Source organism: Acidobacteriota bacterium, assembly GCA_035471785.1.
Taxonomy (GTDB): Bacteria; Acidobacteriota; UBA6911; order RPQK01; family DATIPO01; genus JANQFM01.
This window is the reverse complement of the sequence record DATIPQ010000098.1, coordinates 33140-53341: the sequence shown is the minus strand read 5'-3', so window position 1 is coordinate 53341 and position 20202 is coordinate 33140. Positions and strand designations below refer to the sequence as shown.

Sequence of the window (20202 nt, the reverse complement as noted above, 5' to 3'; positions counted from 1 at the left end):
CAAATTAGCTCCTGGAATCGCCTCCCTATTTGAAACTCCAGCCCGCCAGATTCATCTCATGTAGGTGCGGGAAGCACCAAACGAAGTCGGAGCAGCAACATGAAAAAGCATCTTGCCCTCATCACCATCATCTTTCTTCTGGTCGGCATGACCGGAGTGGCCTTGGTTGCACATCCGGCCTCCCCCGAGTTTGCGGCTCAGCAACAGGATCGGCCGGTAGTCGTCCCCTCCACTCCCCGTCGCACCGACCCCAATCGCGACCCTGATGTGGTCAGAGGACCTCGCCGGGGCAACTATGTCATCCCTGAGGGAACTCCCGTCCCCATCCGTCTGGCTGAGAACCTGAGCAGCGAAGAAAACCGGACGGGCGACACCTTCGAAGCCATCCTCGACCGCGATCTTTTCGACGAGCAGGGACAATTGGTGGCCGCCAAGGGCAGCCGCCTTGAGGGCCGTCTCATCGACGTGGAGAGCTCCGGCAAGGTCAAAGGACGCGCCCGCATGGTCCTTGAGCTGACCCGGCTTTACATCGAGGACGATCCCCAGACCCTGGTCACCGATACCGTCGAGTTTCAGGCTGAAGGATCGGCCGGCAAGGACGCCAAGAAGGTTGGCGTGGCGGCCGGAATCGGCGCCATCATCGGTGCGATCGCGGGCGGCGGCAAGGGAGCCGCCATCGGCGCGGCCATCGGCGGCGGAGCGGGCGGAGCCACCGTCCTGCTCACCAAAGGCGAGACGATCGACCTGCGCAAGGAACGCCTCCTCAGCTTCCGCCTGGAACGCGACGTCGACGTCCTTGTCCGCTAGCGACACTGGAAGGCCGCCTCCCACTGCGCCGAGGCGACAAGTGGGAGGCCGGCCTCGTTGACCCCACCCGCGAAATCCCTTAAAATGCAGGATTCTCGCTGCCCCCGCTAGCGAGCCCACCTACGAGCGGAGAGGTGCCGGAGTGGACGAACGGGGCTGCCTGCTAAGTAGTTGTGCTGAGAAATCGGCACCGAGGGTTCGAATCCCTCCCTCTCCGCCATTTACTCTTCCCTAGCCATCTTCTTCGAACCTGTACCGGCAGCACATTTTTCAAATTTGTTGAAATTATCTGGCGGCATGCGCTAAAGTCATGCCAGCCAAGGGCAGTTACGGAGGAAGACCTAAGATGGCGAGATGTGTTGCGGGCGGGAGTTTGTTTCTGTTGGTGATAGGGCTCGGTTTGGGCGCCTTGGGGCAAGGCTCGGACCAGGATCAGCTTGAGCAATTGTTGGAGGACTACGTGGCGGGTTGGCGGGAAGCTGATGTGAAGCGGCTGGAGAAAGTCTTTGCGCTGGAGGAGGGGCGGGTGATGTGGGTGTCGGACGCTTCCGGCCAGGAGACTCTCAGCTCGATGACCTTCGCCCAAGTGCTTGAAAGGCGGAAGCCTCAGCCGGAGTACGGACTCGAGTGGTCGATCTTGTCGCTCGACGTCGTGGGCGGACGCCTGGCCGTGGCCAAGGTGCGGATCTCGCGCGCGGGGGGCAGCTACATCGACTTCCTGGTCTGCCAGAAAATCGCCGACCGCTGGAAGATCATCAACAAGACCTTCCTCACCCAGTAGCAGCCCCCTCTGACAAAGGGGCAGGTTATACTCCTTCGCGGAGGCCTTGAAAGGCCTCTTGCCGTGGGGGAGGAATTCCAAATCAAGGTTCTGTTCACCAATAACACCCTCGATTTTCGCTCCGGGACGGAGCTTTATGTGCGTGACGTGGCGGGGGCGTTGGTGCGCAGGGGGGTGAGTGTGGCGGGGTTCAGTCCGCGCCTGGGGGCGGTGGCCGAAGAGATGCGCGAGGAGGGGATCGCGGTTGTCGACCGCCTCGACGATCTTCCCTTCACCCCCGACATCATTCATGGACACCACCACATGGAGGTCATGAAGGCCCTGCTGCGATTCCCCTCCACGCCGGCCATCCTCTACTGCCACGGCAGCGTTCCCTGGGAGGAGACGCCCGTTGCCTTCCCCCGCATTCTCCATTACCTGGCCGTGGACGAGAATAACGAACGGCGCCTGCGTGAGACCGAGGGGATCGATGCGGGACGGGTGACCCTGCTGCCCAATTTCGTCGATCTCGACCGCTTTCAGCCCCGCCCTCCTTTATCGCAGCGTCCTCGCAAGGCCTTGCTCTTCAGCAGCACCGTGAATAGCGGCAAGGTCGCAACAGTTCGAACTGCTTGCGAACGAGCGGGTCTCGAACTTGATCTGCTGGGCAAAATCTCAGGCAGGTTCACTCCTCACCCCGAAAGGGAGCTGGGGCGTTACGACCTGGTATTCGCCAAAGGACGGGCCGCCCTCGAGGCCCTGGCCGTGGGCACAGCCGTCATCGTCATGGACCTGGGAAAGTTGGGACCGATGGTGAGCGGCGATAACCTAGACCGCTTGAGGGGGCTGAATTTTGGCCTCTACACCTTGGAACACGACTTGACGGCAGAAAATCTGGTGAGAGAAATCGAGTGCTATGACGCCGCCGATGCCCGAGCCGTTCATGAGCGCGTCCGCCGCGAGGCTGGTCTTGAACTGATAGTTGGTCAACTGATGCGGATCTACCAAAGCGTCATCGACGAATTCGCCCGCATGCCTCCGCAGCACCAGGCCGAAATGCAGGCCGCGGCCCGCTATCTGGAGTGGCTGATCCCTCTCCTCCGCAAGCATGCAGAAGATCTGGATGCCGAGGTGAGGGAGCTGAACAGCAGCTTGACCATGCGCCTGCGCCGTCGCATGCTCAGCAACCCGGTGACTGCCAGGATGGCCCGCTCGATCGTGCTCCTTTTACGAAGGTGGTCGTGAGCCTCAAGGCAGGCGCCGAGCCAGGGTCTGACCCTCAATTCCGGCGTTGGCCGCCGCCGCGCTGTTGGGAGTGTTGCAGGGGCGTAACCGCGATGCGCGGCGCGCAAAATCTATTGCGCCGGCACCAGAGTTGAGCAGGGGAGTTTTCTCTCCTGGCGGATTCTGCTAATCTCTTCAGCACTTTCAAGTGTCAAGCATGGGAGGGATTCGTGAAGACGCAAGGAACCCGCTTGGTAGTGCACGTCGTCTCCTGCGACGCCAAGATCATCGGCTCCTTGGTGGGCGGATGCCGGATAACGGTGCGCGACTGCCAAACCGGCGATGTCTTGGCCCGCGGGATTCATGAGGGCGGCTCGGGCGACACCGAGTCGATCATGAAGCAGCCGCCCCAACGCGGCAGGGCGCGCTTCGATACCCCGGGGACGGCCTCTTTTTGCGTGGAGTTGCGGATCGACCGCCCGACCCTGGTGGAAGTCGCGGCCGAAGGGCCCCTGGCTTTCCCGGCCTCCATGCAGAGGGCTTCGGCCACCACTTGGCTGATTCCCGGACGCCACATGGAGGGCGACGGGCTGGTCCTGCAGCTTTACGGGTTCATCGTGGGCATCATGACCCCGACTCCGGCCGACGTCTATCAGCCCCAAGCCGAGGTCGACCTGAGAGCCCATGTCCACTTGCTTTGAGGGTGCCCCATCGAGCCCGGAGGGCTCTGGGACGCCGACAAGATCAAGGTGGCCGCCCGCATCGAGCATCAAGACCGGCTGGTGCGGGAGATGCCGTTGACATACGCCGGACGCAAGAACGTATTCGAGGGGCGCTTCAAGGTGCCTGAGGTCGAGAAAGACTACGAGGTTTTGTCCATCACGGTTACCGCCGCCCAAGCCTCGGTGGGCAATTTCGGGGCGGACCGCAAGACTTACAAGTTGACGCCCTAAATGAACATCTACTTCGCCGTCATCCTCATTTACCTGCTGGCCCTGGTTGGCGTAGCCGTTTGGCAAGGCCGCGGACTGCGCAGCCAGGAAGACTTCTCAGTAGCCGGCCGCACCCTTTCGCCGCTGGTCCTTTTCGGAACCATGCTGGCCACCTGGATCGGCACCGGCAGCATCTTCGGCAACGCTGAGCGCACCTACGAGGTCGGCATCGCCACCCTGATCATTCCGCTCTCCAGCGTCTTCGGCGTCATCGTGCTCTACTTCCTGGCCGGACGGGTGCGCCTGACCGAGCAGATCACCATCCAGGACCTGCTCGAGCAGCGCTACAACGCCACCGCCCGAGTCTTGGGCGTGATCACCATGACCATCGCCTACATCACCATCGTTTCCTACCAGTACCGGGCGGCGGGGGCGGTGCTTCACATCGTGTGGGACCCTATCAGCGACGAAGTGGCATCAGCCGTGGCGGCGGCCTTCATCATACTCTTCACCGCCATAGCCGGCATGAAGTCCATTGCCAACATCGGTCTGATTCAGGGCATCACCATGATCGTGGGCATCACGGTCACGCTGCCCATGCTCTTTTTCCGAGCCGGAGGCGTGGACGGGATCAGGCAGGCGCTGGAGCCCAGCCACCTGGAGATCTTCGGCCCCATCGGGTGGATCGGCGCTCTCAATCTGCTTCTGCCCTCGTTTTTCCTGATTCTGGGAGATGCCAACATGTACCAGCGCTTCCTTTCGGCGCGGGATGCGGGGGTGGCCAAGCTGGCAGTGCTGTGGTGCGTCGTCGGCATCGGTTTCATGGAAGTGACCATCATCCTCACCGGCTGGGTTGGAAGCGCGCTCAAGCCGGGCTTGGAAAATCCCGGGTATGTCATCGCCGAGGTTTCAAAAGAGTTTCTTCCCACGGCGGTCGGAGCCCTAATGTTGACCACCATCATGGCCATTGTCCTCTCGACAGCAGGTTCTTACTTGCTGGCGCCTGGGACCGCCCTCATCCGCGACGTCTACGAGCGCTTCATCTATCCCGAGGCCAGCGGCAAGCATCTAGTCTTGATGCTGAGGATCACTACGCTGGTGTTGGGCCTGGCCGCCTTCGGCATTTCTCAATTGGACGACAAGTTCCTCGAGGTCGCCCTGCACGCCTACACCATCTACGGAGCCGGCATCACGCCCGCCTTATTGGCCGTGTTCTTTTGGAAGCGGGCTACCGCCCAAGGAGCCGTGGCCTCCATCTTCGCCGGAACCGGAGTGACCCTGCTATGGGAGTACTGGCTCAAGGAACTCTTCCAGTCTTCAATGGGAGCCGTGCTTCCCGCCGTAGCCATTTCAGTCTTGATGCTGTGGCTTGTATCCATGCTGACGCCCCCTCCCCGCAAAGAAAAATACGAGCCCTTTTTCGCCAAAAAATAGGAGTGCGGCTAATTACTCGTCCCACCCATGCTGCCCCACTAGCGGGACGAAAGAGCAGGGGTCTTTCTCGTGGTGTTCGTACTGATTGCCGTGACGGGTGATGACGGTGAGGACCTGAGCTCCCCGGTTTTGCAGGGGAATAACCAGGCGGCCCCCGTCCTCTTCCAGTTGCTCCAGCAGCGGACGCGGCGGCTTGCGGGGACTGCCGGCGCTGACGAGGATGGCGTCGAAGGGGGCTTCCCCGGGCCAGCCCAGCGTGCCGTCCCCGGCCCTGAAGCAGATGTTGCGGTAGCCCATGTCCTCCAGCAGATCGCGCGTTCTCTCCAACAGCGAGGGGTAGCGTTCGATGGTGTAGACCCGGCTGCAGATCTCGGCCAGGATGGCGGTTTGGTAGCCGCTTCCAGTCCCGATCTCGAGCACTTTCGAGTGGCCGTCGAGGGCAGCGTACTGCACCGTGATGGCCACCATGTAGGGCTGGCTGATGGTTTGTCCTTCGCCGATGGGCAACGGTCCGTCGGCGTAGGCCCGGCGGCGGTGCTGCGGGGGGACGAAGCAATGGCGCGGAACGTCGTAAAAGGCCTCCAATACCGCCCGGTCGCTGATTCCCCGCGGAACCAGTTGACGCTCGACCATGCGGCGGCGCTGGGCGTCATACTCGCTCATTTTTCTAGTCTTTCACAACTCGCCGCCGCCGCGCCAAAAGCGCCCGCAGCCGGATCAATTCGGAGTCGCTGAGGTTCTCGCGCCGCCGCCCGATCTCATCGGCCAACGCCTTGAGACCGGAGGCACAGGAGGCCTCCTTCATCTCTTCGCGCAGGCGGTAGAAGAGACTGCAGAAGCGGCCCCTGATTTCGTCCAGCACGTGAAAGGAGCGCCGGTGGGCGGCACACAGCCCATGCTTTTGAATGGAGCGGCAGTGCAGATCAGTGCCGTAGCCCTTGTGCTGGGCGAATCCGTAGAGGGGAAAGCGCCGGTCCAGTTCCACCATCAGCCGGTCGCGATGGTTCTTGGCCAGAATGGAGGCCGCGGCCACGCTGATGCTGTTGCGGTCGCCCTTGGGCACCGCTCGCTGCGGAGGCCGGTCGAGTCCGGGAATGGTGCGGGCGTCGGTGAGCACGAATTGGGCTTTCTCGCCCAACCCCTCCACCGCCCGCCGCATGGCCAACAGGGCGGCGTGATAAATGTTGAGCCGGTCGATCTCTTCCACATCGGCCGAGGCCAAGCTGTAGCACAGCGCCTGTCGGCAGATCTCCCTTTCCAACTGCCGGCGGGTGGGCGGGTCCAGTTTCTTGGAATCGTCGATTCGGGCGATGTCGGTCCCGCGAGGCAGCGCCACCGCGGCCGCCACCACCGGGCCCGCCAGCGGACCCACGCCCGCTTCGTCCACCCCTGCCACCACTTCCACTCCCCGCCCCCAAAGCACGCGTTCCAAGCGGCGGATACGCTGCATGCGAAGGGCTTCCCGCCGCTCCTGCTCCATTTGCCGGGACAGCATGGCGGCAATGCGGCGTACGCCCTCACGGCGATCGCGGCGCATCTGGCCCAGACGGTAGTTGCTGACAGGCTGCCTTTCCTCGAGGAAGCGGCGGCGAATCTCGGCGACGCTCCAGTAGGGGATGCCCGTGGCCATGACGGATCTCCTCGGTCGACTGCTCTTCCTGCGCCGGTTCATTATAATGACCCGCCGTGAAAAAAGGCGCGCCACCGCGGTTTACCTTCAAGCAACGAGCCCAGATCTGGTTGGCTTATCGCCTGGGACGTCTGCTCATCGGCGCCATCGGACGCACCCTGCGCTTCCAGGTCGAAGGCTGGGACAACTACCAGAGTCTGAGGCAAGCGAATCAGCCCGCCATTCTTTCCTTCTGGCATGATCAGATCCCGGTCGCCACCTACTTCTGGAGGAATCGCGGCATCGTGGTCATGACCAGCGAGCATTTCGACGGGGAGTACATCGCCCGCATCATCGAAAGTTTCGGCTACGCGACCTCGCGCGGATCGAGCACCCGAGGCGGCGTGCGGGCTCTGCTGCAGCTCAAGCGGCGGTTGCGAGAGGGACGCGACGTGGCCTTCACAATCGACGGACCCAGGGGACCGCGCCACAAGGTCAAACCCGGCCCGCTGCTCCTGAGCCGGAAAAGCGGCTGTCCCATCGTCTGCTTCCACATCCAGCCCCAGCGCTACTGGCAACTGGGTTCCTGGGACCGGATGCGCATCCCGAAACCCTTCTCCAAAGCCCTGGTCAGAATCGGTTCGCCTTTCTACCTTCGCGAGCAGGACTCGCACCAGCAATGGATGGATACCTACCAGAGGGAAATGAACCGCCTGGGGTGTTAAGATCTTTGCTCTTATGTCGACAGGCGTGGTGATTCTGCTGTTGCTGGTGGTGGCCGTCCTCTCTTTCTTGGCCGGGATAGGGGCCGTGCTGTGGTGGGCCGTGCCGCGCATCGAGAGGATGTACGTCTTCCGTCCCAGCGGAGAGGTGGCCAAGACGCCCTCCGACCTGGGAATCCCCTTTCAGCAGCATTTCATCGAAACGCCCGACGGCTGCCGTCTCAGCGCCTGGCACCTGCTGCCTCCCGACCCCATCGCCTCCATCGTCTACTTTCACGGCAACGGGGCTAACCTGGGCATCCTCAACGAGATCTTGCGGGACTTCTACAAGGCCGGATACCAGGTGCTGGCCGTTGACTACCGGGGCTACGGATGGAGCAGCGGCATCCCCTCTGAAGAAGGGCTGTGCATCGACGCCGAGACCACCGTCCGCTACTTTCGCGACCACCTCAAGGCGCCCAAAGCACCTCTGGTCTACTGGGGACGCTCCTTAGGGAGCGCTTTCGCCTCCTATGCCGCACACAAACTGCCGCCTCAGGGCTTGATTCTGGAGTCGCCCTTCCCGTCCAAATCGTCCTTGCTGCGCCACTACCCCCAGTACCGCTTCTTCTCCCTCTTTTCGCGCATCCGCCTGGCCACCGCCAGGTACCTGCGCGAACACGCGTTTCCGGTCTTGGTCATCCACGGCGACAGGGACCGCACCGTCCCGCTCGATCAGGGCCATCTTCTTTACCAGAAGCTGACCGGACCCAAGGAGTTCTACCGGGTAGAGGGAGCTGACCACATCGACCTGCATCTGGTCGACCGCGACGCCTACATGAGCCGCATCCGGCGCTTTGTGGAGCAGGCCAAGCCGCCCAGCATTCATTAGACGGCCCGACGCAGGGACGAGTCGGCCCAGGCGCTCAGTACGGCGCCGGCCAAGTCGGTATCGCGCCGCCGTCCCAGCAGGTGCTCGGCTCCGGGGATGGCCAGGAAGGACTTGGGTTGCTTGGCGGTCTGGAAGAGCTTGATTCCATGCTCGATGCCCACTGTCTTGTCCTCGGTCCCGTGCATCACCAGGAAAGGCTTCTGGTAGGAGGCCAAAGTCCCGGTGAGCGACAGTCCCTCCAGGTCGCGCAGGAATTCCTGGCTGATGGGGTAGGATCGGCCCGCGATGGTGACGTCCACCGAGTTCTCGGGCGGACGGCGGGCGGGGTCGAGGCCAGGCAGCAGGCGGTAGATGTTGCCCGGATCCGAGGTCGTCCCGATGACGGCCAGTCCGGCCACTTCGGGAAGCCGTCCGGCGGTGACGATGCTGATGGTCCCGCCCATCGAGTGGCCGGCCAGGACCACCGGCCCCATGCCTTCCTTCACCGCCCAGCGGACGGCCTGCTCCAGGTCATGGCTGTCGGAGGAGATGGTGGTCTCCTCGAACTCGCCTTCGCTGTCGCCCAACCCGGCGAAGTCGAAGCGCAGCGAGGCAATGCCGGCTTGGGCCAGGGCGCGGCTCAGGCGAACCAGAATCTTGTAGTTCTTGTTGCAGGTGAAACAATGCGAGAGGATGACGCAGCCCCGGCTCTCAGAAGGTCGATGCAGAATGCCCGACAGCTTCAGGCCTTGGCTGCTTTCAAAAACGACACGCCTGGTACTTGCATCCGTCATGGTGATCGCCTATCAAATGAAGGTGCCGTCAATTGGCCACCTTCTCAAAGATGCCCCGCGGTCCGCAGCGGTTTCCTCCGCTGGCTGCCGCGAGGCCGCGAAAGTAAGAACTCGATATGTCTCAACCCTCCGCCGCCAAGGCTACGGAGGTCAGGCAACCCGGCCTGGCCGAATTGGCCGCCGTCTTCTTCCGCATCGGAGTCCTCGGCTTTGGAGGGCCCGCGGCCCACATCGCCATGATGGAAGACGAAGTGGTGAATCGCCGCAGGTGGATTTCACGACAGGACTTTCTCGACCTGGTAGGCGCCACCAATCTGATTCCCGGACCCAATTCCACCGAGATGGCCATCCATCTAGGCCTGCGTTTGGGCGGATGGACTGGGATGCTGGCCTCCGGGGCCTGTTTCATACTGCCGGCCGTCGCCATGACCGGACTCCTGGCCTGGTTCTACGTGGCCTACGGAGACCTCCCCAACGTAGAGCCCTTGCTGCGGGGCATCAAACCGGCCGTGATCGCCGTCATCGCCCTGGCGGTGTGGCGCTTTGTCCCCAAAGCGATCGATCGCGTTTCGCTAGGTATTTTGGCCGCGCTTCTCATCGCCCTTTCCTTCCTGGGCTGGGACGAGGCGCTGCTCATCATAGGGGGCGGTCTGGCGGGAATGCTTTGGCTGGCCGGGCTGGCACCCTTCCTCAAGGGAGTGAAGTCATTGCCCCTGCTGCTCATCCTGCCTTTGCTCCAAGCCGCGCCGGGGACGCAAGCTTCATCCCCCAGCCTGCAGGGACTGGCTCTCTTCTTCCTCAAAATCGGCTGCATCCTCTTCGGCAGCGGATACGTGCTGGTCGCCTACCTGGAAGGCGAACTGGTACGCGAGAAGGCCTGGTTGACGTCCCAGCAGCTCATCGACGCCATCGCCGTGGGCCAGTTCACGCCGGGGCCGGTGCTGACCACCTCGACCTTCGTCGGCTATCTCATCCAGGGCTGGCAGGGCGCTTTGGTGGCCACCGTGGCCATCTTCACCCCTTCCTTCATCTTCGTTCTCGTCCTCAGCCGCTTCGTACCGCGCCTGCGTGAAAGCCGTTGGGCCGGTGCCTTTCTGGACGCGGTCAATGCCAGCGCCGTGGCTTTGATGGCCGCTGTGGCCGTCAATCTGGGCATTCAAGTGGTGACCGGATGGCCTCCCGCCCTTATCACGGCGCTCTCGCTGCTGTTGCTCTACCGCTTCAAGCTCAACAGCGGCCTGGTGGTGGTCCTGGGCGGACTGCTGGGCTGGCTGCTGATGTGAAGCCAGTCCCTCAGGATTTGGGAATGCTGTCCCTTCGGCTAAACCTCTCGCCTCCCGACTGCGTTAGCGCTCATGTAAGGAGGCACCAAGCCATGACGAAAAACACACCATCGATTACCGCCCTGCTCTTGACCCTGCTTCTCTTCACGGTCCCTGCCTTTGGGGGACAATGGCTGCATCTGTCGGTAGAAGAGGAAGGAAGCAACGAAGGGGTACGGATCAATCTGCCCTTGAGCTTCGCCAAGCTGCTCTTGCCCATAGTCGAGGACGAAATGAGGGCAGATCTTTCCCAGGTCGAGATCCATGACCGCGAATTGAGCGCGCGGGAGATGCGGGAGATCTGGCAAACCATCAAGGCGGAAGGAGACTACAGGCTGGCTTCGATAAGAGGCCGGCGAAGCGAATTGGTTCTGGCCCTGGAAGGCGAGTACCTGATCGTCCGCTCCAGCCGGGGTTCTCGTGACCGGGTCGACATGCGCCTGCCCATCGCCATCGTCGATGCGCTCTTTTCCGGCTCCTCGGACAGACTCAACCTGAGTGCCGCTTTGGACGTTTTGTCCAGCTACGCGCAGCAGGATGTCACGCTGGTCGACATCGTCGACGGAGACGACCGCGCCAGGGTGCGCCTCTGGATCAGCCCCCACAAAGACCGCTAGGGCAGAACCTCCCAAACAAGGCGGAGCCAACCGGATCCGCCCCTTTTCCTATCTTCTGGAAAACTTGCATCCCCCAGGGCCGACTTGCACTCGGGGGGTGAAATGCGTAAAAATTAGCAACATGCCCGCTCTTTTCCGGCTATCGGAGGGGTTGGTTTGACGGAGATAATGCGTAAAACCAAGCATTTAGACTTGACAAGAATGGGAATTTTGGGACAATCGTGACGCGGAGAGTTTTTTCCGCGCCCGATGGCTTGCCCGAAAGTGCGACTTTTTGAGCCGTAAGGTATCTTTTGCACTCAAACGATAAGTTCATGGCACGGGGGGGCAGTCGGGTGCGGCTGCGAGGAATCGGAGCTAGAACTTGAAGCGAGCCAAACAGAGAATGACAACACTGCCGCAGCCCAAGGCGGCTCGTCGCCCTGTACACGCGGGAGACGCACGAGGAATTCAAATGAAAGAAAGGGGCAATATGCTAAAGAAAGGTTTTTACTTGGCGATCTGCGCGCTGTTCATGGCGTCGATGGTGATCGCCCAACCGGTGAGTTTTGACCTCACGGGGGATCAGGAAGTTCCCCCTGTCGACACGGAATTCTCCGGTAGCTGTACGGGAAATCTAGACGCTCTCCAAACAGCCTTCTCGATTGATTGCACGCACGACGTGGACAACGCTACGGCGGCCCACATTCACCGCGGGGCAGAAGGTGTTAACGGACCCATCGTTTTCTTCCTCAATGCCGACACGACCTTCAGTTTCACCGTCACGGCCGAAACCCTGCAGCAGCAGGCCGATGACATGTTGCCCGTAGCCGGCATCTCTTTCGAAGAGTTCCTGGATGCGCTGCGGACTGGCAACCTCTACGTCAACGTCCACACGATGGCGAATGTGGGCGGCGAAATCCGCGGACAGATTCCGCCGACAGGCCAATCGCTGTACTTCGCCCAGTTCGGATCGGGCTTGGGCGATCCCATGCTCAACACGCCCACTATCAGTTCTCAGATCACCCTGCTGAACAGTTCGGCGACTCCCGCCAGCGGCACGGTCTCGTTCTTCGACGACGCCGGCATGCCGGCTGATGTGACTGTGGGAGATACGATGGCATCCGAGTTCCCGTTTACTCTGAACGGGAATGGCACTTTTCAACTTGATCTGGTTCCGACCGAAACCTTTGTGGTTGGATCTGCGGTATTGAATGCCGACCAGTCCGTGATCGGCTTCCTCCGCTTCGCCATCGAAGGCTCGGGTATCGCCAGCGTACTGGGACAGGGCGCCGGCACCTCGCTGGTGGCCCCGGTGACCGTCAGCGAAACGCTCAATACCGGTGTGGCCCTGCAGAACGCCGAGACGTCGATGATCACCGTCAACTGCGAACTGCGCGACGACACTGGAGCGGCGGTGGCTATGACGGGTGTTCCTTTGGATGGAAGAGGACATTTCTCGCAGTTCGTCACCGAGTTGTTCGACAGCGTCGATTTCAGCACCGGCTTTCAAGGCAGCATCGCCTGTTCTTCTGACAGCGGCTTCGCCATGATCGCCCTGGAACAGGGTCCGGCCGACAGCGGATTGCTCAACGCCGTGCCTTCGGTTCCCAACTAAACCTCAGCCGCAAAATGCGGATGACTTGCAGGCCGAGCTTCTGGTTTCCAGAGGCTCGGCCTTTTTTATTCAGGGTCGGTGGAATAGCTGCCCACCAGCCGAGCCACCAGAACGGCCATAAAGAAGACTCCGGCCAAGGCTTCCAGAATGGTGATGGGACGCACCAGCGGCGAGGCCGGCACGATTTCTCCAAAACCCAGAGTGGTGAGGGTGACGAAGCTGAAGTAGATGAGGTCGGGCCGTCCTGCGCCATCGACAGGGAAGTCCGTTCCCGGTGTCGCGAAAGAGCCCGGCGCGGCGGCTTCGATGAGGATGTAGAGGAATCCCCAGGCGACGCCCATCAGCAGGTAGGCGCTCAAGCCCCCGATGATGCGATCGACGCCCCGGCCTTCTCTGCTGAGCACGTAGGAAAGCACGTGGGCCAGGAGGTAGAGGTAAAAGAGGATGATGAAAATCAGGGCCAGGTAGCGGGCCATCGGATACTGGTAGGCGAGCGCGGCGACGGAGGCGGCTAGTTGCAGTACGGCCAGCACCACGGCAGCGGGAAGGGAGCGGCCGCGGAAGCGCAAGGCGGAGATTCCGGCGATCAGGGTGATCGACTGGAGAAGCAGAAACATGACGGCCGCACCGGGCCCCAGGTTGACTACGGGAGCCAGCAGCAGCAGCGCCAGGAGGGAAAGAAAAAGGAAGAGGCAGCGGGGCCGTTGAGAATGGTTGCGAACTGCTGGAAAGCACATTTCCCCTCCCCAGGACCCGACCCGCCTAGTAGCGGAAGCCCTTGAAGCTGACGCGGAAGAACAAGGCGTAGAGGGCGGGCACGACTCCCAGCGTGAGCAGGGTGGCGAAGACCAGTCCGAACATCACCGCCACCGCCAGCGGCTCGAACATGGGCCCTCCGCCCAGGTAGAGCGGGATCAGCCCCAGCACCGTCGTCAAAGTCGTCAAGAGTATCGGCCTCAGCCTTTGTTGAGCCGCTTCCATGATGGCGCGGGCCGGACTCAGCCCCTCTCCGATCTCGATGTCGATGCGGTCGATGAGGACGATGGCGTTGTTGATGACGATTCCGGCCAGGGAAACGACTCCCAAGAGCGTCATGAATCCGAAGTAGGAGTCCATGATCAGCAGCCCCAGCACCACGCCGACGAGTCCCAGCGGAATCGTCAGCAGGATGATGGCGGCCCGGCGGAAGGAATTGAACTGGCCCACCAGCAGCAGAACGATGATGAGTCCGGCGATGGGCAGTTTGTCGTTGATGGACTGGCTGGACTTGCCCGAATTCTCGTATTCCCCTCCCAGCGACCAGCGGTATCCGAGAGGCCACTGTTGCGATTCTGCCTCCAGCCAGGGAACCAATTCGTCGGTCACTTCAGTCGCGGTTACGCCGTCGGCCAGATTCGAAGACACGGTAATGGTCTTGAGACGGTCGCGCCGATAGATCTTGGCAGCCTCGAACTCGAGGCTGAGATCGGCCACCTGCTTGAGAGGGACCGTACTGCCGGTGGCCTGGGAGAAGATGTTGAGGCTTTCCAGCTTTCCGATGTCTTCGCGGTCGGCTTGGGATGATCGCAATATCACCGGGATGATCTCGTTTCCTTCCCGGTACTGGGTGGTTTGGAATCCGCTCAGCAGCGTTTGCAGAGAGACGGCCACATCTTGATTGGAGACACCGCTGCGCCGGGCCCGCGCCGCGTCGATGTCGACCAGGATCTTTTTCGTCCTCTGGCCCCAATCGTCGTCGATGTTCTTGCTGCCCGGAATCTCGTGCAGCTTGGCCTTGACCGTGTCGCTGATGGCGAAGAGGCGCCCCACGTCAGGCCCCGACAAGCGGATCTCGACGGGGTTCTTGATGATGGGGCCGGTGGCCAGCGCCTTGATGGCCGGCTTGAGATCGGGAAAGCGCTCAAGACAGAAAGCTTCCAGGCGCGGCATCATCTGATTGATGATCTCCCGCGAGCTGGCGTTGAAGAGCAGGAAGGAATACTCCGGACTGGTCTGTTCGGGCGAATAGGAAAGGTAAAAGCGGGGCGCTCCTTGCCCGATATAAGCCGACCAGTTGACCACGCCCTCCCTCCTCTCGCCGTTAACCCTGAGTTCCTCCTCGACGAAACGCGAGATTTCGGCGACCACCTCCTCGTTGTACTCGATGGCGGTGCCCACAGGCAGGGTCAGTTCCGCCTGAAAGATGGGCACGTCCGAAGCGGGAAAGAAGATGTTGGGGATCAGCGCCAGCAACTGCATGACCAGCAGAAAGACCACCACGACGGCAGCCAGCGTCAGGGGAGGAAAGCGAAGGAGGACTTTGAGAAAGCCCCTATAGAGACGGTAGAAACGGGTTCCGAAGTCCCGCTTTTCTTCCTTCACCTTGAGGAACTTCACGCACAGCAGAGGTATGAATGTCAGAGCCAGAAGCCAGGAAGAGAGCAGGGTGATGGTCACGACCTGGAAGAGGGGAGCCGTATATTCCCCCACCGCCGATTCAGCCAGGTAAATGGGGAGAAAAGCGGCGGCGGTGGTGAGGGAAGAGGTGAGCAGGGGAACGCGCAGTTCGGCAGCCGCGTGGACGGCCGCGTTCACTCCGGCCTCGCCCGAGGCCATGCGAACCATGATGGCTTCGGCCATGACGATGGCGTTGTCGACCAGCAGTCCCAAGGCGATGATCAGTGCGGCCAGGGACATCTGATCGAGTCCGATGGAGAAGACGTTCATCAGCAGCAGGCTCATCACCATGGCCGAAGGGATGAGGGTGGCCACGATCAGCCCCGTGCGCAGCCCCAGCATGATCAGCATGACCAGCAACACCAGGGCTATGGCCTGCACCACGTTGCCCACGAAGTCGCGCACCTTGCGGTCCACCCTCTCGGGTTCGAAGGCGACGATGTCGAAATCCACCCCGATGGGAAACTGGGCCGGAAGCCGGTCGACCAGGGCTCGAACCTGCTCTCCCAGCGCGATCAAGTTGCCGCCCTCGCGCATCGAGATGGCCAGGCCCAGCGAGCGGTCTCCATTGGCGTTCATCATGGTGCTGGGCGGGTCGACATAGCCGCGCCGAATGTCGGCGATGTCCTCCAGATAGACAAGCTGGTCGGAATCGACTCCGGGCACGCTGATGACGGTGCGCGCCAGATCCGCCACCGACCCGAAGTTGCCTGAAGGCTCCAGTACGATGCGCTCCTGCTCGGTGCGGACGTTGCCGCCCGGAATGATGATGTTGCGGGCCTCCAGGGTCTGCCGCAGGAAGGTGGTCGACAGCCCCAGTTCAGCCAGGCGGGCTTCGTTGTACTCCACGAAAACGCGCTCGTCCTGACCCCCCACGATTTCAACCTTGCCGGCATCGGGCAGCCGCAGCAATTCGTCGCGCACGGCATCGGCCACGTCTTTCAATTGGGCATATCCGAACCCATCTCCCGTGATGGCCACGATGATTCCGAAGACGTCCCCGAACTCGTCGTTGACGAAGGGCCCGCTGATCCCATCGGGGAGGTCGGGCCGAACGTCCGCCACCTTTCGCCGCAGGCTGTCCCAGATGGGACGCATCTCGGTGTAGCTCTCCAAGATGTCGACGTAGACGATGGAGACCCCGGTCTTGGACTGGCTGCGCACCGCGTCCAGTTCGGGCATTTCCTGGATGGCTTCTTCCAGCTTGTCGGTGACCAGGTTCTCGACCCGTTCCGGGCTGGCGCCCGGAAAGCGGGTGACGACCAGGGCCGTGCGGATGGTGAAGCCTGGGTCCATGGCCCGGGGCATGGCCAGATAGGCGCTGATTCCGGCTGCAAAGACCAGCAAGACCACCACCAGGGTGATGCGGTCCTTCTCAATAGCGAAGCGAGTGATGTCCATAATGAATGGCCCGTTATGAGCCTTCAGATTTGATCTTCGGGACGGATCTTGACCGTCTGCCCGTCCCTGACTTTGCTGGTGCCTGAAACCACGATCAGTTCCCCCTCTTCCAGACCCTGCAAGACCTCCAGCCCCTCTCCCACGATGTCCCCGACCCGCACCGGCCGCCGGCGCACCCTGGCCAGTTGGTCGCCCGTTTTCTCAAGCACGAAGACGAAGTTGCCCTGGCGGTCTTGGGCCACGGCGTGGCTGGGCAGGATGACGCGGCGGCTTTGGCCCCCCTCCCCGAAGCGGAAGCTCACCTCGGCGGACATGCCGGGCAAAACGCGGGAATCGTCGCGCCTCAGCCGAACGGTGACGGGAAAGGTGTTGAGACTGGAGGAGGCGGCCACGCCGACTTCATTGACAATGCCCGCGAACGACTGGCCCGGAACAGCGTCGAAACGCACCTGCACCTCGCTTCCCCGGCGAACTCCGGAGATGAGTACCTCGGGAATCCCCACCTCCACCTCGGGAAGGTTGGCTTCGGTAATGATGACCGCCGGTTGCCCGGCGCTGACGTTCTCGTTGATCTCCACGGGGACGTCTCTGACCGATCCGCTGACAGGCGCTTGCAGGGTGCAGTACTCGACCTGCAACTGGGCCAGGTCGAGTTGCTTCTGGATGGAATCGATCGTGGCTTCAATGACGCGCACCTGGGTGTATGCGGCGTCCAAATCGGCTTCGGACGCGTTGTTGTTCTCGTAAAGACCTCTAATCCGCCTCAGGTTGGCCTGAGCGTTCTCCAGCTCAGCCCTGGCTTGAGCCAGGCCGGCCTCGGCCTGTTCCACCATGAGCTGGTAATCGCGCGGGTCGAGCCGGGCGATGACCTGCCCCTTTCGAATGGAATCCCCCACCTGTACGTTGAGCTCCCGCAAGGTGCCCGCCACCTTGAAGCTGAGGCGGGATTCCACGCCGGCCTTGGCAAGTCCCGTGAAACTGCGGGTGCGGGCCGCGCTGACGACTTTCACCTGCGTGTAGCGCACCGGGCGAATCACTTCTTCGGCCGGGGCTGTCTCCTGCTCCTGGCAGGAGAGCAAAGCCAGCGACAAAAAGAGCAGCGTCCATCTCCTGCTTGAGCGAGACACCATCATCATCTCCTTCGCAAGGGAACTCCCTGTTCCCGGTAAAAGGCGTCCACACGTTCGAACCAGACGTTGCGCTCGGCGGGCGAGGCCAGAAAGTCGAAGGAACCCACCGCCCGCTGGGCCTCCACCCAGTCGAGAAGAAACTGATAGACCGCGTTGGCTCGGGCCAGATCGGCGTTGACAACGGCCTGCTGAGCGTCCAACAGGTCGGTAATGTCGACCACGCCTTGCGAGTAGGCATCTTGAACCAGTTGGAAATTGCGGCTGGCCGCCTCGAAAGCCTGCCCGGCCAGAGAGATGGAGGCAAACGTGAAACCCGCTTCATGGGCCGCCGAGCGGACGCGCTGCTCGATGCGCTCAGCGGTCGCCTGGCGGTCGATCTCGAGGCGCCGGAGATCCTCGAACGCCTGCTGGCGTTCGGCCTTGCGGGCCCCGCCTTGAAAGAGCGGCAGGCTGGCGTTTACGGCGATGGTCCAGTCCACGTTTCCGTTCTGCGGCAAGTCGAAGATAGTGACGGCATCGCGGCTGACGCGGGTGTCGGAAAGGGATGCCTGAAGCACCACGTCGGGAGACCAGAAGGCCCTTTTGGCGGCCAGCAGACTGCGCTCCTGGGCTTCGATGGCCGCCTCCAGACGGCGCAGCTCGGGCGCGTGCTGCAAGCCCTCCCGGGCCAGGAAGCGCCGCAGCACCTTGAAGCTTTCGGGATCTTCGATATAGGCCAGGAAGCGCTCGTCGCTGGTCAAAAAAGCGGCGTCGTCCAAATCGGCTTCGGCGGTCAGAAAAGGCTCTTCCAAAGGGCGGTTGAGCAGCCGGTTGAGGGCGATTTCAGCCTGGTTGCGGCGCGCAGAAGCCTCGATCATGTCGCGACGGTCGTTGGCGATCTCGCTTTCCCAGCGGGTGACGTCCGACACTCCCGAGAATCCCAGCCTCTGGCGGGTTCGGGAGAGCTCCAGGTTGGAGCGGGTCAGTTCCAGGTTGGAGCGGCGAATGCCTTCCACCGTCTTGCTGATAAGGATGTTGAGGTAGGCTCTGGCGGTGTCGGCGGCGACATCGAGCCTTAGCTGCTCCCGCTCCTCTTCGCGACTTCGCTGCAGACTCTCGGCGATCTCTTGCCGGGCCAGCACCGAGTCGGAATAGAGCACCTGAGAAAGCGAGAGGCTGTTCTGGATGTTGGCTTGACCGCTGGCTCCAAAGCTGGCATCCGCCCGGTCGTCGTCAATGAAGGTGCTCAGGCTCGACACTTCCAAGGAAGGCAAACGCAGGCTGCGCGCCAGCGCCACATCTTGCAGTCCAGCCGATAGCGAGCGGTCTTGCGAGGCCAAGTCGAGGTTGCGGGCAATCCCTTCCCGGACGGCGGTCGGCAGGTCGAGACGGCGGGCCGCGCTTTGGCGGACGTCCTGCAGCAGTTCGGCCTCGGTGAGCATCTGAAAGCTGGGCGAGACGCCGATAGCGCGGGCGGTGGACATGTTGATGGAAAGCCGCTGGCGCCTGCGGAAGGTGACGGGCAACCGCGACGGCGCCTCTCCCTGCAGGATGCGCAGGACGGTCAAGGCCAGACGCCGGGAAAGCTTGGGCACGTCGGCGTCGAGCGACAAGGAAGCCAGCATACCCAGTTCAACCTCGCTGCGCCCCCACAAGGAGAAGGTCGGTATCTTGCGGGCGTTGAACTCCTCGATTCCCTGGCGCAGCTTTTGAAGGTCCAACTGCAGCAATGGGGCTACATAGGCCGCCTCGATGGGAGGGGCGGTGCGGATGGCTTCCACCAACGAATCCGAGACTTCCAGCACATCGTATTGAAGGCCCTTTTCAGCCGCCGCCTGACTCAGGTTCTGGTGCAAAAGCGGCAGCGCCCTGAAGATCACCTGGTTGACCACGAAAGTGATCTTTTCGAATGGGACCAATTCCTGGAAGACTTCCAGATCGTCCCTCAGCGTATCGGGGAAATCGATATAAGTCAGGTTCTCCACACCGCTGACCACCTCGCGCCTGGCCGCGGCGCCCTCTTGCAGTTCGATCACCTCGGAAGGAATGCCGAGCAGCTCGGTATTGATGGCGAAGGTGGCGACGACCGGCTTTCCCAGATTGCCGTGGCGGGCGGCCAGAAGAGAAGAAAGCGGTCCTGCCGCAACGATCAGATCGACCTGGGGATCGGCCAACAGGACCTCCAACTGGCGTCCCACCCCCTGCGGCGTGAAGTCGGCCTTCAAGTCCGCTACATAGCGCACTTCGTACTTGCCTTCCAGCAAGCGCGAAATGGCGGACCTGAACTCACCGCCGATGGTCTCGGCCCTGTCCCAGGACCCGTCGGTGAGAAAAGCGATGCGCACCTGGGAAAGGGGCGGGGCGGATGACGGCTGAGCGCTTAAAAAAGGCGCAAGGGCGCACAGCCACAGGATCCCCAGGATTGTCTTTTCCGCAAGCCGCATGTATACCGCCGCCGACACCAGGTTCTACCAAAAGGGTCGCGGCAGATTATACGGGAAACCGTCAGGCGCGCCTAGCCCGCATCGGTGGCGACGCCCTGTCAGAAGGACGGCGCTATCGCCGCCCCGCTACCAAAACCGATGCAT

At 62.0% G+C, this 20202-nt stretch carries 18 protein-coding genes and 1 tRNA gene; 12 read left to right on the top strand and 7 right to left on the bottom strand.

What is annotated here, in order from left to right; all coding sequences use genetic code 11:
* Positions 1-99: 99 nt before the first annotated feature.
* From VLU25_14105 to VLU25_14075, 7 genes are all read left to right on the top strand, one after another.
* On the top strand, positions 100-807 hold the full coding sequence (locus tag VLU25_14105) for a hypothetical protein (GenBank protein HSR69065.1): 708 nt from the start codon (positions 100-102) through the stop codon (positions 805-807).
* 128 nt (positions 808-935) lie between these two features.
* Positions 936-1027 (top strand) — tRNA-Ser (locus tag VLU25_14100).
* Between the two features lie 126 nt (positions 1028-1153).
* Complete coding sequence (locus VLU25_14095) at positions 1154-1588, top strand: nuclear transport factor 2 family protein (protein ID HSR69064.1); 435 nt, start codon at positions 1154-1156, stop codon at positions 1586-1588.
* Positions 1589-1651: 63 nt separating this feature from the next.
* A complete protein-coding gene (locus VLU25_14090; protein ID HSR69063.1) occupies positions 1652-2812 on the top strand; it encodes a glycosyltransferase in 1161 nt (386 codons plus the stop codon).
* Between the two features lie 209 nt (positions 2813-3021).
* Entirely contained in the window at positions 3022-3492 is a 471-nt protein-coding gene (locus tag VLU25_14085) for a hypothetical protein (GenBank protein HSR69062.1), read from the top strand.
* Between the two features lie 48 nt (positions 3493-3540).
* Entirely contained in the window at positions 3541-3744 is a 204-nt protein-coding gene (locus VLU25_14080) for a hypothetical protein (protein ID HSR69061.1), read from the top strand.
* Positions 3745-5157: a sodium:solute symporter family protein gene (locus VLU25_14075; protein ID HSR69060.1), complete on the top strand. Its 1413-nt coding sequence runs from the start codon at positions 3745-3747 to the stop codon at positions 5155-5157.
* Between the two features lie 12 nt (positions 5158-5169).
* Here the strand turns inward: VLU25_14075 and VLU25_14070 are convergent, their stop codons facing one another.
* Together VLU25_14070 and VLU25_14065 are read right to left on the bottom strand one after the other, a co-directional pair.
* Positions 5170-5820, bottom strand: a complete 651-nt coding sequence (locus tag VLU25_14070; GenBank protein HSR69059.1) for a protein-L-isoaspartate(D-aspartate) O-methyltransferase — start codon at positions 5818-5820, stop codon at positions 5170-5172.
* Positions 5821-5824: 4 nt separating this feature from the next.
* Positions 5825-6787 (bottom strand): ribonuclease HII, encoded by a 963-nt coding sequence (locus VLU25_14065; protein HSR69058.1) that lies wholly within the window; start codon positions 6785-6787, stop codon positions 5825-5827.
* Between the two features lie 56 nt (positions 6788-6843).
* Between VLU25_14065 and VLU25_14060 the strand changes: the two genes are divergently transcribed.
* Together VLU25_14060 and VLU25_14055 are read left to right on the top strand one after the other, a co-directional pair.
* Positions 6844-7491, top strand: a complete 648-nt coding sequence (locus tag VLU25_14060; GenBank protein HSR69057.1) for a lysophospholipid acyltransferase family protein — start codon at positions 6844-6846, stop codon at positions 7489-7491.
* Positions 7492-7504: 13 nt separating this feature from the next.
* Positions 7505-8359: an alpha/beta hydrolase gene (locus VLU25_14055; protein ID HSR69056.1), complete on the top strand. Its 855-nt coding sequence runs from the start codon at positions 7505-7507 to the stop codon at positions 8357-8359.
* On the opposite strand, the gene VLU25_14050 is transcribed toward VLU25_14055, so the two are convergent.
* Entirely contained in the window at positions 8356-9132 is a 777-nt protein-coding gene (locus VLU25_14050; GenBank protein ID HSR69055.1) for an alpha/beta fold hydrolase, read from the bottom strand. The genes VLU25_14055 and VLU25_14050 overlap by 4 nt on opposite strands.
* 116 nt (positions 9133-9248) lie before the next feature.
* Here VLU25_14050 and chrA point away from each other — a divergent pair, with 116 nt between their 5' ends.
* The 3 genes from chrA to VLU25_14035 all read left to right on the top strand — a co-directional run bounded on the left by chrA (position 9249) and on the right by VLU25_14035 (position 12668).
* The gene (gene chrA / locus VLU25_14045) at positions 9249-10415 is read left to right on the top strand and encodes a chromate efflux transporter (GenBank protein ID HSR69054.1); all 1167 of its coding nucleotides are present in this window, start codon (positions 9249-9251) and stop codon (positions 10413-10415) included.
* Between the two features lie 92 nt (positions 10416-10507).
* A complete protein-coding gene (locus tag VLU25_14040; protein HSR69053.1) occupies positions 10508-11071 on the top strand; it encodes a hypothetical protein in 564 nt (187 codons plus the stop codon).
* 454 nt (positions 11072-11525) lie between these two features.
* Positions 11526-12668, top strand: coding sequence for a CHRD domain-containing protein (locus tag VLU25_14035; GenBank protein HSR69052.1), 1143 nt, complete (start codon positions 11526-11528; stop codon positions 12666-12668).
* Between the two features lie 65 nt (positions 12669-12733).
* On the opposite strand, the gene VLU25_14030 is transcribed toward VLU25_14035, so the two are convergent.
* Genes VLU25_14030 through VLU25_14015 form a run of 4 tightly spaced genes read right to left on the bottom strand, consistent with a single transcriptional unit; the run spans position 12734 to position 20058 of the window.
* Positions 12734-13405 carry an ion channel gene (locus VLU25_14030; GenBank protein HSR69051.1) on the bottom strand — a complete coding sequence of 224 codons (672 nt, stop codon included), beginning with the start codon at positions 13403-13405 and terminating at the stop codon, positions 12734-12736.
* Positions 13406-13430: 25 nt separating this feature from the next.
* Entirely contained in the window at positions 13431-16505 is a 3075-nt protein-coding gene (locus tag VLU25_14025; protein ID HSR69050.1) for an efflux RND transporter permease subunit, read from the bottom strand.
* 23 nt (positions 16506-16528) lie between these two features.
* A complete protein-coding gene (locus VLU25_14020) occupies positions 16529-17641 on the bottom strand; it encodes an efflux RND transporter periplasmic adaptor subunit (protein ID HSR69049.1) in 1113 nt (370 codons plus the stop codon).
* A complete protein-coding gene (locus tag VLU25_14015; GenBank protein ID HSR69048.1) occupies positions 17638-20058 on the bottom strand; it encodes an ABC transporter substrate binding protein in 2421 nt (806 codons plus the stop codon). The genes VLU25_14020 and VLU25_14015 overlap by 4 nt, the downstream gene beginning before the upstream one ends.
* Between the last annotated feature and the right edge of the window lie 144 nt (positions 20059-20202).

Coding starts and splice junctions, on each gene's coding strand:
- VLU25_14040 (HSR69053.1), top strand. CDS start 10,508: ATGACGAAAAACACACCATCGATTACCGCCCTGCTCTTGACCCTGCTT.
- VLU25_14050 (HSR69055.1), bottom strand. CDS start 9,132: ATGACGGATGCAAGTACCAGGCGTGTCGTTTTTGAAAGCAGCCAAGGC.
- VLU25_14035 (HSR69052.1), top strand. CDS start 11,526: ATGAAAGAAAGGGGCAATATGCTAAAGAAAGGTTTTTACTTGGCGATC.
- VLU25_14055 (HSR69056.1), top strand. CDS start 7,505: ATGTCGACAGGCGTGGTGATTCTGCTGTTGCTGGTGGTGGCCGTCCTC.
- VLU25_14020 (HSR69049.1), bottom strand. CDS start 17,641: ATGATGATGGTGTCTCGCTCAAGCAGGAGATGGACGCTGCTCTTTTTG.
- chrA (HSR69054.1), top strand. CDS start 9,249: ATGTCTCAACCCTCCGCCGCCAAGGCTACGGAGGTCAGGCAACCCGGC.
- VLU25_14065 (HSR69058.1), bottom strand. CDS start 6,787: ATGGCCACGGGCATCCCCTACTGGAGCGTCGCCGAGATTCGCCGCCGC.
- VLU25_14070 (HSR69059.1), bottom strand. CDS start 5,820: ATGAGCGAGTATGACGCCCAGCGCCGCCGCATGGTCGAGCGTCAACTG.
- VLU25_14030 (HSR69051.1), bottom strand. CDS start 13,405: ATGTGCTTTCCAGCAGTTCGCAACCATTCTCAACGGCCCCGCTGCCTC.
- VLU25_14095 (HSR69064.1), top strand. CDS start 1,154: ATGGCGAGATGTGTTGCGGGCGGGAGTTTGTTTCTGTTGGTGATAGGG.
- VLU25_14105 (HSR69065.1), top strand. CDS start 100: ATGAAAAAGCATCTTGCCCTCATCACCATCATCTTTCTTCTGGTCGGC.
- VLU25_14015 (HSR69048.1), bottom strand. CDS start 20,058: ATGCGGCTTGCGGAAAAGACAATCCTGGGGATCCTGTGGCTGTGCGCC.
- VLU25_14025 (HSR69050.1), bottom strand. CDS start 16,505: ATGGACATCACTCGCTTCGCTATTGAGAAGGACCGCATCACCCTGGTG.
- VLU25_14075 (HSR69060.1), top strand. CDS start 3,745: ATGAACATCTACTTCGCCGTCATCCTCATTTACCTGCTGGCCCTGGTT.